This window comes from Streptomyces venetus (assembly GCF_039540295.1).
Taxonomy (GTDB): domain Bacteria; phylum Actinomycetota; class Actinomycetes; order Streptomycetales; family Streptomycetaceae; genus Streptomyces; species Streptomyces venetus.
The window spans coordinates 16,335-29,303 of the sequence record NZ_BAABET010000006.1 but is presented as its reverse complement, the minus strand read 5'-3'; the positions used below and the strand labels follow the sequence as shown (position 1 = coordinate 29,303).

The 12,969-nt window shown below is 72.3% G+C and carries 11 protein-coding genes; 6 read left to right on the top strand and 5 right to left on the bottom strand.

The window, feature by feature from the left end; translation table 11 throughout:
- Positions 1-40: 40 nt before the first annotated feature.
- Both ABEA82_RS20210 and ABEA82_RS20205 read left to right on the top strand, forming a co-directional pair.
- Positions 41-616, top strand: a complete 576-nt coding sequence (locus ABEA82_RS20210) for an RNA polymerase sigma factor (RefSeq protein ID WP_345662970.1) — start codon at positions 41-43, stop codon at positions 614-616.
- A gap of 5 nt (positions 617-621) precedes the next feature.
- Positions 622-1,113, top strand: a complete 492-nt coding sequence (locus ABEA82_RS20205; RefSeq protein ID WP_345662969.1) for a hypothetical protein — start codon at positions 622-624, stop codon at positions 1,111-1,113.
- 36 nt (positions 1,114-1,149) lie between these two features.
- Here ABEA82_RS20205 and ABEA82_RS20200 read toward each other — a convergent pair whose 3' ends face one another.
- The 4 genes from ABEA82_RS20200 to ABEA82_RS20185 all read right to left on the bottom strand — a co-directional run bounded on the left by ABEA82_RS20200 (position 1,150) and on the right by ABEA82_RS20185 (position 6,749).
- Positions 1,150-1,938 (bottom strand): N-formylglutamate amidohydrolase, encoded by a 789-nt coding sequence (locus tag ABEA82_RS20200; RefSeq protein WP_345662968.1) that lies wholly within the window; start codon positions 1,936-1,938, stop codon positions 1,150-1,152.
- A 143-nt stretch (positions 1,939-2,081) separates the two neighbouring features.
- Entirely contained in the window at positions 2,082-4,301 is a 2,220-nt protein-coding gene (locus ABEA82_RS20195; RefSeq protein ID WP_345662967.1) for an NADP-dependent isocitrate dehydrogenase, read from the bottom strand.
- 195 nt (positions 4,302-4,496) lie between these two features.
- Positions 4,497-5,594 (bottom strand): mechanosensitive ion channel family protein, encoded by a 1,098-nt coding sequence (locus tag ABEA82_RS20190; protein ID WP_345662966.1) that lies wholly within the window; start codon positions 5,592-5,594, stop codon positions 4,497-4,499.
- A 255-nt stretch (positions 5,595-5,849) separates the two neighbouring features.
- A complete protein-coding gene (locus ABEA82_RS20185; RefSeq protein ID WP_345663460.1) occupies positions 5,850-6,749 on the bottom strand; it encodes a lysylphosphatidylglycerol synthase transmembrane domain-containing protein in 900 nt (299 codons plus the stop codon).
- Between the two features lie 312 nt (positions 6,750-7,061).
- Here ABEA82_RS20185 and ABEA82_RS20180 point away from each other — a divergent pair, with 312 nt between their 5' ends.
- Together ABEA82_RS20180 and ABEA82_RS20175 are read left to right on the top strand one after the other, a co-directional pair.
- A complete protein-coding gene (locus ABEA82_RS20180) occupies positions 7,062-8,951 on the top strand; it encodes an ABC transporter ATP-binding protein (RefSeq protein WP_345663458.1) in 1,890 nt (629 codons plus the stop codon).
- An 84-nt stretch (positions 8,952-9,035) separates the two neighbouring features.
- Entirely contained in the window at positions 9,036-9,539 is a 504-nt protein-coding gene (locus ABEA82_RS20175) for a hypothetical protein (RefSeq protein WP_345662965.1), read from the top strand.
- Positions 9,540-9,541: 2 nt separating this feature from the next.
- On the opposite strand, the gene ABEA82_RS20170 is transcribed toward ABEA82_RS20175, so the two are convergent.
- Positions 9,542-10,525: a tripartite tricarboxylate transporter substrate binding protein gene (locus ABEA82_RS20170; RefSeq protein ID WP_345662964.1), complete on the bottom strand. Its 984-nt coding sequence runs from the start codon at positions 10,523-10,525 to the stop codon at positions 9,542-9,544.
- 96 nt (positions 10,526-10,621) lie between these two features.
- Between ABEA82_RS20170 and ABEA82_RS20165 the strand changes: the two genes are divergently transcribed.
- Together ABEA82_RS20165 and ABEA82_RS20160 are read left to right on the top strand one after the other, a co-directional pair.
- On the top strand, positions 10,622-12,253 hold the full coding sequence (locus ABEA82_RS20165) for a sensor histidine kinase (protein WP_345662963.1): 1,632 nt from the start codon (positions 10,622-10,624) through the stop codon (positions 12,251-12,253).
- Positions 12,250-12,966, top strand: coding sequence for a response regulator (locus ABEA82_RS20160; RefSeq protein WP_345662962.1), 717 nt, complete (start codon positions 12,250-12,252; stop codon positions 12,964-12,966). Before ABEA82_RS20165 ends, ABEA82_RS20160 begins: the two co-directional genes overlap by 4 nt.
- Positions 12,967-12,969: the final 3 nt, after the last annotated feature.

Sequence of the window (12,969 nt, the reverse complement as noted above, 5' to 3'; positions counted from 1 at the left end):
GGCGTACCATGACGTGCCGTACACGAGGGGTGAGGCTGCCGTGGACCGTACCGATGCCGGGGCACTCGTCCAGGCCGCCGCCGACGGCGACGCGGCGGCCTGGAAGACACTCGTGGAAGGGCTGAGCCCCCTGGTGTGGTCCGTGGTCCGGGCCCACCGGCTCTCCGACGCCGACGCCCACGAGGTGTACCAGACCGCGTGGTTCCGCTTCGCCCAGCACCTCGGGCGGATCCGCGAGCCCGGCAAGGCGGGGGCGTGGCTCGCGGCCACCGCGCGCAACGAGTGCCTGAAGGTGATCCGGAGTTCGCGACGACTGACCCTGACGGACGATCCGCAGGTACTGGACCGGGCGAGCGAGGACGGCACGCCGGAACAGTCGCTGCTCGACTCCGAGGAGGCCGCCGCCCAGAGCGAACGGGTACGGCGGCTGTGGCAGGAGTTCGAGGAACTGGGCGAGCGGTGCAGGCAGTTACTGCGTGTGCTGATGGCCTCGCCGCCGCCCAGCTACCAGGACGTGTCCGCCGCGCTGGGTATCGCGGTGGGCAGCATCGGGCCGCTGCGGCAGCGCTGCCTGCGGCGGTTACGGGCCCGGCTCGAGGCGCGGGGGGCGATGTGAGCGGCATGCACGACGACGGCCTGCACGACGAGGTGCTCGACGAAGACGGCTGGGACGACGAGGAGTTCGACGCAGGGCTGCTGGAGGAGGAGCTGCGGCAGGCCGCGGCGGTCCTGGACCCCGTACCGCCGGAGCTCCAGCAGATCGCCGTCGACGCCTACGCGTTGCACGACCTTCAGGCCCGCGTCGCCGAGCTGACCTTCGACTCGCTCGTCGACTCCCTCCCGGTCCGGGGAGCCGGCGACACGCCCCGGATGCTGACCTTCCGGGCGGGCGAGGTGACCGTCGACGTGGAGGTGACCGCGCACGGACTGATGGGACAGGTGCTGCCACCGCAGCCGGCCCGCGTCGAGGTGCTCGGCGGCCCCCGCCCCGGTTCCTCGCTCACCGCCGACGACCTGGGCCGCTTCACCGCCGCCGCGCCGCCGCCCGGCCCGTTCGCCCTGCGCGTGCGCACCGGAGGGGACGTGGTGGTGACGGAGTGGCTGCGGGCCTGAGCCGGGCCCGTGCCGGCCGGCCGGTACGGCCTCGCCTCAGCCGGACACGGCGTCGACGAGGCGGGCCAGGGCGCCGGCGAGCCGTTCCAGCCCGGGCCCGGCGGGTCCCCCCGGCTCGGTCATGTAGGTGTCCCGGCGGATCTCCACCATGAGCGCCTCGACCCGCGGGTCGGTCCCGTAGAACTCCAGCGGGACGTAGGCCCCGCTGAACGGGCTGTCGAGCTCGGTCTCCCCGAACGCCGTCCGCGCGGCGTCCAGCAGCCGGTCCGTGGTGTGGAAGGAGTCGGTGCCGAGACACACCGGCGGCCGGGGCCCCTCGCCGTGCAGCTCGTACGGCAGCCGGGCACTGGGATACGAGTGCACATCGACGATCACCGCCCGCCCGGTGGCCGCCAGGCGCTCCGCAACGGCCCGCGTCATGGCCCGCGCGTACGGCAGGAAGTACCGCTCGACGAGCGGCCCGGCCTCGACGTGCTCGGGCCGCAGCGCGTCGCCGTGCGTGGTCCGCGTGTACACCGCCCCCATGCCGACGACCCGCATCTCCTCCCGCTCGTCCGGGAACCGCTCGGGGTCGACGACCAGCCGCGACAACCGGTTGACGAACCGCCACGGCGTGATTCCGGCCAGGCCGGCCGCCACCTCGGCGATCTCCGCCGTGTGCGCGTCGGTGATGTGGTCCAGCTCCCGGGCGAGCTGCTCGTCGTCGAGCACGATGTCCGCCCGTACGGACGGCGGCACCTCCCGCGCCGCGTGCGGCACATGCAGGATCACGGGGGAGTGCCCGGCGCCGGGCAGGACGTCGAAGGGCTGCGGGTCGTCGGTCATGCGGCGGCTCCACGGACGGTGTCAGGGGGGTCCCCCACGGGGCTCCAGCTTCTCCGAGAACGACCCCGCCCCGACCGGACGGCGTGCCGGTCGGGGCGGGGTCGCGTGCCGTCGGGCCGTCTGTCAGCCCGGGGCCGGTGGCGTCAGCTCAGGGACGCCAGGGCGCCGTTCCAGGTCGCGGACGGGCGCATGACCTCGGCCGCCTTCGCCGGGTCGGGCTGGTAGTAGCCGCCGATGTCGGCCGGCTTGCCCTGCACGCCGACCAGCTCGTCGACGATCTTCTGCTCGTTGGCGGCGAGCGTCTCGGCGAGCGGGGCGAAGGCCTTCGCCAGCTCCGCGTCGTCGGTCTGCTGGGCCAGCTCCTGCGCCCAGTACAGGGACAGGTAGAAGTGGCTGCCGCGGTTGTCGATGCCGCCGACGCGCCGGGTCGGGGACTTGTCCTCGTTGAGGAAGGTCGCCGTGGCGCGGTCGAGGGCGTCGGCCAGGATCTGGGCGCGGGCGTTGCCCGTCACCTTGGCGTACTGCTCGAAGGACGGCACCAGGGCGAAGAACTCACCCAGGGAGTCCCAGCGCAGGTAGTTCTCCTTGACCAGCTGCTGGACGTGCTTCGGGGCCGAGCCGCCCGCACCCGTCTCGAACAGGCCGCCGCCCGCCATCAGCGGGACGACCGACAGCATCTTGGCGCTGGTGCCCAGCTCCAGGATGGGGAAGAGGTCGGTCAGGTAGTCGCGGAGCACGTTGCCGGTGACCGAGATGGTGTTCTCGCCGCGGCGGATGCGCTCCACCGACAGCTTGGTGGCCTCGACGGGGTTGAGGATCCGGATGTCCAGGCCCTCGGTGTCGTGCTCCGGCAGGTAGGTCTTGACCTTGGCGATCAGGTTGGCGTCGTGCGCGCGGGTCTCGTCCAGCCAGAACACCGCCGGGTCGCCGGTGGCGCGGGCGCGCGTGACGGCCAGCTTCACCCAGTCCTTGATCGGCGCGTCCTTGGTCTGGCAGGCGCGGAAGATGTCACCGGCCGAGACGACCTGCTCGATCAGAGCGGTGCCGTTCTGGTCGACCAGGCGGACCGTGCCCGTGGTGGCGATCTCGAAGGTCTTGTCGTGGCTGCCGTACTCCTCGGCCTTCTGCGCCATGAGGCCGACGTTCGGCACCGTGCCCATGGTGGACGGGTCGAAGGCGCCGTTGGCCTTGCAGTCCTCGATCACGGCCTGGTAGACGCCCGCGTAGGAGGAGTCCGGGATGACCGCGAGGGCGTCGTGCTCCTGGCCGTCCGGGCCCCACATGTGGCCGGAGCTGCGGATCATGGCCGGCATGGAGGCGTCGATGATGACGTCCGAGGGCACGTGCAGGTTGGTGATGCCCTTGTCGGAGTCGACCATCGCCAGCTCCGGGCCCTCGGCGAGCTCGGCGTCGAAGGAGGCCTTGATCTCGGCGCCCTCCGGCAGGGCGTCCAGGCCCTTCCAGATGCCGCCCAGACCGTCGTTCGGGGTCAGGCCGGCCGCGGCGAGCTTGTCGGCGAACCGCGCGAACGTCTTCGGGAAGAAGGCGCGCACCACGTGGCCGAAGACGATCGGGTCGGAGACCTTCATCATCGTCGCCTTCAGGTGCACCGAGAACAGCACACCCTCGGCCTTGGCGCGGGCGACCTGCGCGGTCAGGAACTCGCGCAGGGCGGCGACGCGCATCACGGAGGCGTCGACGACCTCGCCCTGCTGCACGGGTACGGACTCGCGCAGCACGGTGGTGGTGCCGTCGTCGCCGACCAGCTCGATGCGCAGCGTGCCGTCCTCGGCGATCACCACGGACTTCTCGGTGGAGCGGAAGTCGTTCTGGCCCATGGTCGCCACGTCCGTCTTGGACTCGCCGGACCAGGCGCCCATGCGGTGGGGGTGGGACTTGGCGTAGTTCTTGACCGAGGCGGGGGCGCGGCGGTCCGAGTTGCCCTCACGCAGGACCGGGTTCACGGCGGAGCCCTTGACCTTGTCGTAGCGGGCGCGGATCTCGCGCTCCTCGTCGGTCTTCGGCTCGTCCGGGTAGTCCGGCAGGGCGTAGCCCTGGCCCTGCAGCTCGGCGATCGCGGCCTTGAGCTGCGGGATGGACGCCGAGATGTTCGGCAGCTTGATGATGTTGGCGGCGGGCGTCTTGGCCAGCTCGCCGAGCTCCGCGAGGGCGTCCGGGATGCGCTGGTCCTCGCTCAGGTACTCCGGGAACAGGGCGATGATGCGCCCGGCCAGCGAGATGTCGCGGGTCTCGACGGCGACACCCGCCTGCGAGGCGTACGCCTGGACCACCGGCAGGAAGGAATACGTTGCCAGGGCCGGGGCCTCGTCAGTGTGCGTATAGATGATGGTCGAGTCAGTCACCGGGTGCTCCGCTCCACGTCTGCAACATTGCTCGACATCAAGATATCTCGTGATCGACCGTGTCTCGACAGGGGTCCGCGACCGATTTCGGGCAAGCGTCCGACGCACTGTGCCCGACGGACCACGAGGCGTCGCCGACGGCCCGCACCGGGGTGGCGCGGATCACCGTCGGCGACGCAACGGCGCCGGAGGGTCTCAGTCGAAGCGCGCCGCGGTGATCCCGCCCGGCTCGATCTCGCCGGTCCGCTGCTGCGGGATGACGGCCGCGCCCTGCTGGAGCGCCACCGTCCGGGCCGGGGCGGGGATGCGGATGCCCTCGGCGCGGTAGCGCTTGTGCAGGCGCTTGATGAACTCGTGCTTGATCCGGTACTGGTCGCTGAACTCGCCGACGCCCAGGATCACGGTGAAGCCGATGCGGGAGTCGCCGAAGGTGTGGAACCGGATGATCGGGTCGTGGTCCGCCACGGCTCCCTCGACCTCGGTCATCGTCTCGGCGATGACCTCGTTGGTCACCCGCTCCACATGGTCCAGATCGCTGTCGTACGCCACCCCGACCTGCACCAGGACGGTCAGCTGCTCCTCGGGGCGCATGAAATTGGTCATGTTCGTCTTCGCGAGCTGACCGTTGGGGATCACGACGAGGTTGTTGGACAGATTGCGGATCGTCGTCTGCCGCCAGTTGATGTCCTCGACGTAACCCTCCTCGTTGCTGCTCAGCCGGATGTAGTCACCGGGCTGGACGGTCTTGGAGGCGAGGATGTGGATGCCCGCGAAGAGGTTGGCCAGGGTGTCCTGCAACGCCAGCGCCACCGCCAGACCGCCGACACCCAGGGCGGTGAGCAGCGGGGCTATGGAGATGCCCAGCGTCTGCAGCACCACCAGGAAGCCGATCGCCAGGACCAGGATCCGCGTGATGTTGACGAAGATCGTGGCCGATCCCGCCACACCGGAGCGGGACTGCGTGACCGTGCGCACCAGTCCGGTGATCACCCGCGCCGCCGACACCGTCGCGACGAAGATCAGCAGCACCGTCAGCACCTGGTTGGTGTTGTGCTGCACCGTGCGGGTCAGCGGCAGCACCGCCGCCGCGCCCGCCACCCCGCCCACGACCGCGGCCCACGGCACCACGGCCCGCAGCGCGTGCACGATGACGTCGTCCCCCGTCCAGCGGGTGCGGTCGGCGTGCCGGCCCAGCCAGCGCAGCAGCATGCGCAGCGCGAAGGCCGCCAGCAGACCCGACCCCAGGGCGATCCCGGCGAAGACCAGGTCGTCCACGGTGAGCGTACGGTTCACCGGTCACCTCCGGGGCGCGGAACTGCGGCGAACACCGTCACCTGCGGCGGGATATGAAGTCTCGTCACGTCGTCACCTGCTCGTCTTGCCGGGATGTTCCGTTCGTGCCGGACCACCCTGACCCGCGGCCGGCACGATCGTTCATCCTGCCGTATCCCGCACGGGGTTCCGTACCGGGGAACGGGCCATTCCGGGACAGGACGTGACGGAGTGGGACCGTGGAGGGACGGGTGAACCCGCTCGCCTGCCGGGCGGTCAGATCACCTTCAGCCGCACCAGCGCGGCCAGCGTCACCGCGCCGGGCACCAGCGGCAGCCACACCGTGATGACCCGGAAGGCCAGCACCACGGCCGTCGCCACCGCGGCCGGGCCGCCCGCCGCCACCAGCGCCACGACCAGCGCCGCCTCCACCGAGCCGATCCCGCCGGGTGTGGGCACCAGCGCGACGGCGACCGTCGCCGCCAGGTAGGCCACCGCCATGTGCGCGGGCGGCACCGACAGGCCCAGCGCCTGACCCACCAGGACCAGTACGGAGGCCTGCAGCGCGGGGAAGGTGAGCGAACCGCCCCACAGGGCCAGGGCCCGGGCCGGGCGCGTGTGGACCGAGCGCGCCTCGCCGAGCGCCGTCCGCAGGAAGGACACCAGGGCGGAGCGCACCCGCCGCACGAGGGCCAGCACCGTCACCGCGACGACCAGCACCACGCCGGCACCGGCCAGCAGCGGGCCGAACGCCGCGTCGGGCAGCAGCGTGCCGAGCCGCAGCGCGTCCGGGAACGCGACGAGCAGGGCGCCCAGCAGGGCCACCCGGCCGACGCTCTCCGCCAGCAGATACAGCGCGAGGGCGGCCGAGGAGCGGGCGAGCGGCAGCCCGCACACCGTCATGAACCGCAGGTTCACGGCGCTCGCGCCCAGCCCGGTCGGCAGCAGGTGGTTGGCCGCGCCAGCGGCGAACTGCGTCGCGAGCAGCCGCCGTCGGGGCAGCCGTTCGACCACCGCGCCCTGCCGGGTGCAGGCGGCGGCGACCCAGGTCAGACAGGTCGCGCCGACCGCCGCCAGCAGCCACGGCCACTCGGCGGTGCCCAGATGCGCGAAGCCCTCGGCGAGTACCGACCGGTGCCGCACCGCGACCACGGTGACGAGCAGGAGCGGAAGCAGACACAGGATCTGACGCACGCGGCGGACCGGGACGCGACGGGGGAGCCGTCCCGGGCGGATGTCGGGGAGTTGTACCGCTGTCACGTCCGAAGAGGCTTCCCATGCCCCGCCAACGGCGGGTTGCGGAAGCGGGGACGGCGTCTTACGCGCGGGAAGCGGCTGTGAGGAGAGCGTCATCGGGGCCTTTGCACGGGGAACGGGGAGAGGTGAGCGAAAGGGAGGGGGATCGGGCCGATTGTGCGGTATGCCGGGGCGATGCGCGAACCTCTTGACCTCAAGATTGCTTGAGGTTCTATCTTCCCTGCCATGAGCATGGAGACCACAGCGTGGACACAACTGCACAGCGTCATGAACGCCGAGCGGGAGCGCCGCCCCTTCGCCCTCGCCACCCTGCGCCGCATCGGTGCGTTCGCCCGGCCGCACCGGCGCCGCATCGCCCTCTTCGTCCTGCTCGGCGTGGGGACCGCCCTGCTCGCCGTGGCGACGCCCGTCCTGGCCGGGCGGGTCGTGAACGTGATCGTCGCGGACGGCGACGAGGACACCGTCGTCCGCATGGCCCTGCTCATCGCGCTGATCGCGGTGGCGGAGGCGGCGCTCGGCATCCTCGGCCGGCGCCTGTCCGCGACGCTCGGGGAGCACCTCATCCTCGACCTGCGCACCGCCGTCTTCGACCATGTGCAGCGCATGCCGGTGGCGTTCTTCACACGCACTCGTACGGGAGCCCTCGTCTCCCGTCTCAACAACGACGTCATCGGCGCCCAGCGCGCGTTCAGCAACACCCTCTCCGGAGTGGTCAGCAACCTCGTCACCCTGCTGCTCACGCTCGCCGTGATGCTCACCCTGTCCTGGCACATCACCCTGCTGGCGCTGGTGCTGCTGCCGGTGTTCGTGATCCCGGCCCGGCGCATGGGCAGCAGAATGGCCCGTATGCAGCGGGAGGCCGCGACGCTGAATGCGGCGATGGGCACCCGCATGACCGAGCGCTTCTCCGCACCCGGCGCGACCCTCGTCAAGCTCTTCGGACGCCCGGAGGAGGAGTCGGCGGAGTTCGCGCAGCGCGCCCGCCGGGTCGCGGACATCGGCGTCCGCACCGCCACGGCCCAGGCGGCCTTCATCACCGCCCTCACCCTCGTCTCCGCCCTCGCCCTGGCCCTCGTCTACGGCCTCGGCGGCTACCTCGCCCTGCGCGGCACCCTGGAACCGGGCGCGGTCGTGTCGCTGGCACTGCTCCTGACCCGGCTGTACGCGCCGCTGACCGCACTGGCCGGCGCCCGCGTCGAGGTGATGAGCGCCCTGGTCAGCTTCGAGCGGGTCTTCGAGGTGCTCGACCTCCGGCCGCTCATCGAGGAGAAACCGGACGCCCGCCCGGTGCCCGACGGACCCGTCGCGGTCGAGTTCGACGACGTCCGCTTCGGCTACCCGGCCGCCGACAAGGTCTCGCTGGCCTCCCTGGAAGAGGTCGCCGCCCTGGACGGACGCGGCGGTGACGAGGTCCTGCACGGCATCTCCTTCCGCGCCGAACCGGGCCAGACCGTGGCCCTCGTCGGTTCCTCCGGCGCGGGCAAGTCGACCGTCGCGCAACTGCTGCCGCGCCTCTACGACACGGACGAGGGCAGCGTGCGCGTCGGCGGCGTCGACGTCCGCGACCTGAGCGCCCGGTCCCTGCGGGAGACCCTCGGCATGGTCACCCAGGACGGCCACCTCTTCCACGACACCATCCGCGCCAATCTCCTCCTGGCCCGCCCCACCGCCACGGAGACCGACCTGTGGGACGCCCTGCGCCGGGCCAGGCTCGACGACCTCGTCCGGTCCCTGCCCGACGGTCTCGACACCGTGGTCGGCGAACGCGGCTACCGCCTCTCCGGCGGGGAACGCCAGCGCATGACCATCGCGCGGCTGCTGCTGGCCCGGCAGCGCGTCGTCATCCTCGACGAGGCCACCGCCCACCTCGACAACACCTCCGAGGCCGCCGTCCAGGAAGCACTCTCCGAAGCCCTCGAAGGCAGGACCGCGGTCGTGATCGCCCACCGGCTCTCCACCGTCCGGGCGGCGGACCAGATCCTGGTCGTCGAGGCCGGCCGGATCGTGGAACGCGGCACCCACGAGGAACTGCTGGCGGCGGGAGCACGGTACGCGCAGCTGTACCGGACCCAGTTCGGCGGGACGGAGAGTACGGAGAGTTCCGTCGCGGAAAGCGTGTGAACGGCTCCGGGCGCACGTCCGTACCTCTTCCGAGTACTCCTGACCGCCCGCCAGGGCAGAACCGTCCGCACCCGGAGAGGCGACGTGTCCCAGCAGCAACCGCACGCACGACCCACTGGCCGGACCCCGTCGCGCACCCGCAGGCTGCGCGCGGCGGCGCCGGCCGCCGCGCTGGTCGTACTGTCCCTTGCCACCGCCTGCGACGGTGGCGACGACGAGCCGGCCGGCGGCGGCAAGGCGGCGAAGCCGAGCGGGGCCGCCGCTCCCGCAGCCGGGGTCGTCGCGCCGGCGAAGGTGGAGGTGATCGCCGGCCTGGCAGGCTGCAAGGTGAAGATCCGCACCGAGGCGGACGAGCTGCGCGAGGGCGTGTGCCACACCGAGAAGGGCGACTTCCTCATCACCACCTTCCCCGAGGAGAAACTCAAGGAGACCTGGCTGGAGTCGGCCCGCGTGTACGGGGGCAAGTACCTCGTCGGCATGCGCTGGGTGGTCAGCGCCAAACCGGGGATGCTCGAGCCCCTCCGCGCGAAACTCGGCGGCACCGTCCGGGAGCTGAGCGGCATCGGCCCCACCGCGAACGGCTCCTGACGTCACGGCCGCCCCAGACGGCGGACGAGACCGGCGACCTGCGCGTCCTGCCGGGCGAGAAAGGACTCGAAGGCGCGGCCGGTGGCGAACACGTCGGTCCACCCGTGCCGGCGGAGCTCCTCCTGCCACCGGCGGGAGGCGTGCAGCTCGGTCAGCGCCTCGACCCAGCGCCGCCGGTCGGTGGCGCTGATACCGGGCGGGGCCACGATGCCCCGCCAGTTGTCGAAGACCAGGTCGATCCCGGCGGACTTCAGCGTCGGGACGCCCGGCAGGACACCCACCGGCCGTTCGCCGGTGACGGCGAGCACCCGCACCCGGCCGGCGCGTCGCTGGTCGAGGAACTCGCCGAACCCGCTGGTGGCGACGTCGACCCGGCCCTCCAGCAGCGCGGGCAGCAGATCACCGCCCCCGCCGTCGTACGGCACGTAGCGGACCTTCCTCGGGTCGATGCCGACCGCCTGCGCCAGCTCCATCGGCAGGAGATGGTCGGGACCGCCGACGGAGGAGCCACCGCCGACCCTGAGCCGGCCGGGGTCCTCACGCCAGGCGTCCACCAGGGCGCCGATCGTCCGGTACGGCGAGTCCGCGCGCACGACGACCGCGCCGGCCTCCTCGATCAGACGGGCGATCGGGGTGGTCCCGGTGACGGTCACCCGTGACCCGGCCGCGTGCGAGGCGCCCACGACCCCGAGGCCCATCTGCAGCGCGAGATCGCCGTTGCCCCTCTCGTCGGCGAGGCGCTGCAGCCCCACCGTGCCCCCGGCACCCGGCAGGTTGAACACCTGCACGTCCGGGGCGATGCCGGTCTCGTCCAGCACCCTGGCCGCGGTGCGGGCGGTGGTGTCGTAGCCGCCGCCGGGAGTGTTGGGCACCATGAGCCGCACATCCCGCGCGGGCCCGTCGCCCGGCCACCCCCCGCATCCGACGGCCACCAGCAGGACCAGGGCGGCGAGGGCGCAGCGCAGAGCGCGTGCGGGACGTCTCATGCCACTCCCTTCCGGTTTTCCCTGGCCGGGGTCATGATTGTGCGACTCGGCACATGAGCCGCCCCACTTGTGTCAGCAGTAAAGATTGAGTTTGTTGTGGTCGCCACCTTCCGTCGCCATTCGCTCGCGGGCGAGATGCTGGTGCTCCAGCTCGCCATCGTCGTGGTGGTGCTGCTGGCGGTCGCCGCGGTCTCGCTCGCCCAGTCGCAGGCCACCTTCAACCGCGTCGAGGGACGCCGGGTGAGCGCACTGGCCGAACAACTGGCCGCCAACCCCCTCGTCCGCAGCCAGCTGGTGCGACCCGCCCCCGGGGAGACGCTCGCCCCGCTGGTGCACGCCACACAGGCGCAGTCCGGGGTGACCTCGGTGACGGTGGCCGACGCGGCCGGCCGGATCGTCAGCTCCACCAATCCCACGGTGGTCGGCGAGCGACTGCCCCCGCGGCAGGGCGCCCTCCCCGGGCGCGGCTGGGCCGGGCAGCTGACCTTGGACGGCAACCGTGAGCTGGCCGCCCAGGTTCCCGTCCTCGGGGCGACGGAGGAGAACCTCGGCCGGGTCCTCGGCACGGTGATGATCGGTGAGGCCGACCCGACGGTGTGGCAGCGGCTCAGCGGCGCCTCCTCGTACCTGCTCGCCTACCTGGGCATCGCCAGCGGACTCGGCGTGGCGGGCTCCTGGCTGCTCGCCCGGCGGGTGAAGCGGCAGACCCTCGGGCTGGAGCCACGGGAGATCGCCGGGCTCGCCGAGCACCGGGAGGCGATGCTGTACGGGATCGCCGAGGGCGTGATCGCCCTGGACCCGCAGCAACGGCTCACCCTCGTCAACGACATGGGCCGCCGCCTGCTCGACCTGCCCGAGGACTGCGTCGGCCAGAGCCTCGACGGCCTGGGCATCGACGGACGGCTGCGGGACGTGCTGGCCGGCACCACCGCCGCCGGCAAGCCGGACGAGGTCGTCGTCCGCCACGGCAGGGTCCTGGTGATGAACCGCATGACCGTCACCAAGGACGGCAGGCTCCTCGGCTCGGTCACCACCCTGCGCGACCGCACCGAACTCGCCCGGCTGGAACGGGAGATCGGCTCCTTCCGCAGCTCCTCGGAGCTGCTGCGGGCACAGGCGCACGAGTTCGCCAACCAGTTGCACACCATCTCGGGGCTGATCCAGATCGGCGAGCAGGACGAAGTCGTGCGCTACATCCGCGCGTTGAACCAGCGCCGCCAGTCGCTCGACGTCACCCTCAGCCGCCGGGTCGGGGACACCGCCGTGGCGGCGCTGCTGATGGCGAAGGCGTCCCTCGCGGCCGAACGCAAGGTCAGCCTGCGCATCTCCGACGACACCGCGCTGGAGCGGCTGGCCCCCGAGGACGCCGCCGACCTGGCGACCGTGGTGGGCAATCTCGTGGACAACGCCGTCGACGCCGCCGCCCCCGACGGGGAACGGTGGGTCGAGGTGGCGCTGCGGCAGGACGCCTCCAGCGTGGAGATCGTGGTCCGCGACTCCGGGCCCGGCGTGGCTCCCGAACTGGCCCGCGAGGTGTTCTCGCACGGCTTCACGACCAAGGCGGCGCGGGAGGGCGAGCGGGGCATCGGACTGGCCCTGACCAAGCTGGTCTGCGAACGGCACGGGGGTGAGATCTCGGTGGCCAACACCCCCGACGGGGCCGTGTTCACCGCACGCCTGACCGTCGGCCGGCTCGCCGAGCAACTGGCGGAAGGAGCGGCCCCATGACCACCGGAACCCGCGACAAGGCGGACGGGAGGGCGGGCGGCATCGACGTCCTCGTGGTCGACGACGACTTCATGGTCGCCCGGGTCCACCGCACGTTCGTCGAACGCGTCGAGCCGTTCCGCGTCGTCGGCGTGGCCCACACCGGCGGCCAGGCGATCGAGGCCGTGGGCGCGCTGCGCCCCGACCTCGTCCTGCTCGACCTGTACCTCCCCGACATGTTCGGCCTCGACGTCGTCCCCCGGCTGCGCACCGCCGGCCACGACTGCGACGTCATGGTCATCAGCGCCGCGCAGGAAGCCGACACGGTACGCGGCGCCGTCCGCCGCGGCGTGGTCGACTACCTCCTCAAACCCTTCGACTTCGAGGATCTGCGCCCCCGCCTGGAGCGCTACGCCGCCCAGCGGGGCCGGCTGCTCACGGCCGTCGTACGCGGCCAGGCGGACGTGGACCGCGTCCTGGCCGGAGCGGTCGTCCCCGCACCGGCACCCACCCTGCCCAAGGGGATGAGCGTGGAGACCGCGGACCTGGTCGAGCGGGCCCTGCGCGCGGCGGACGGCACCCTCTCCGCCACCGAGTGCGCCGCCCCGACCGGCGTGTCCCGCGTGAGCGCCCGCCGCTACCTGGAGCACTTCCACACCGTCGGCCGCGCCGAGGTGTCCCTGCGCTACGGCGTGGCCGGACGGCCGGAACGGCGGTACGCCTGGCGGGCCTGATCC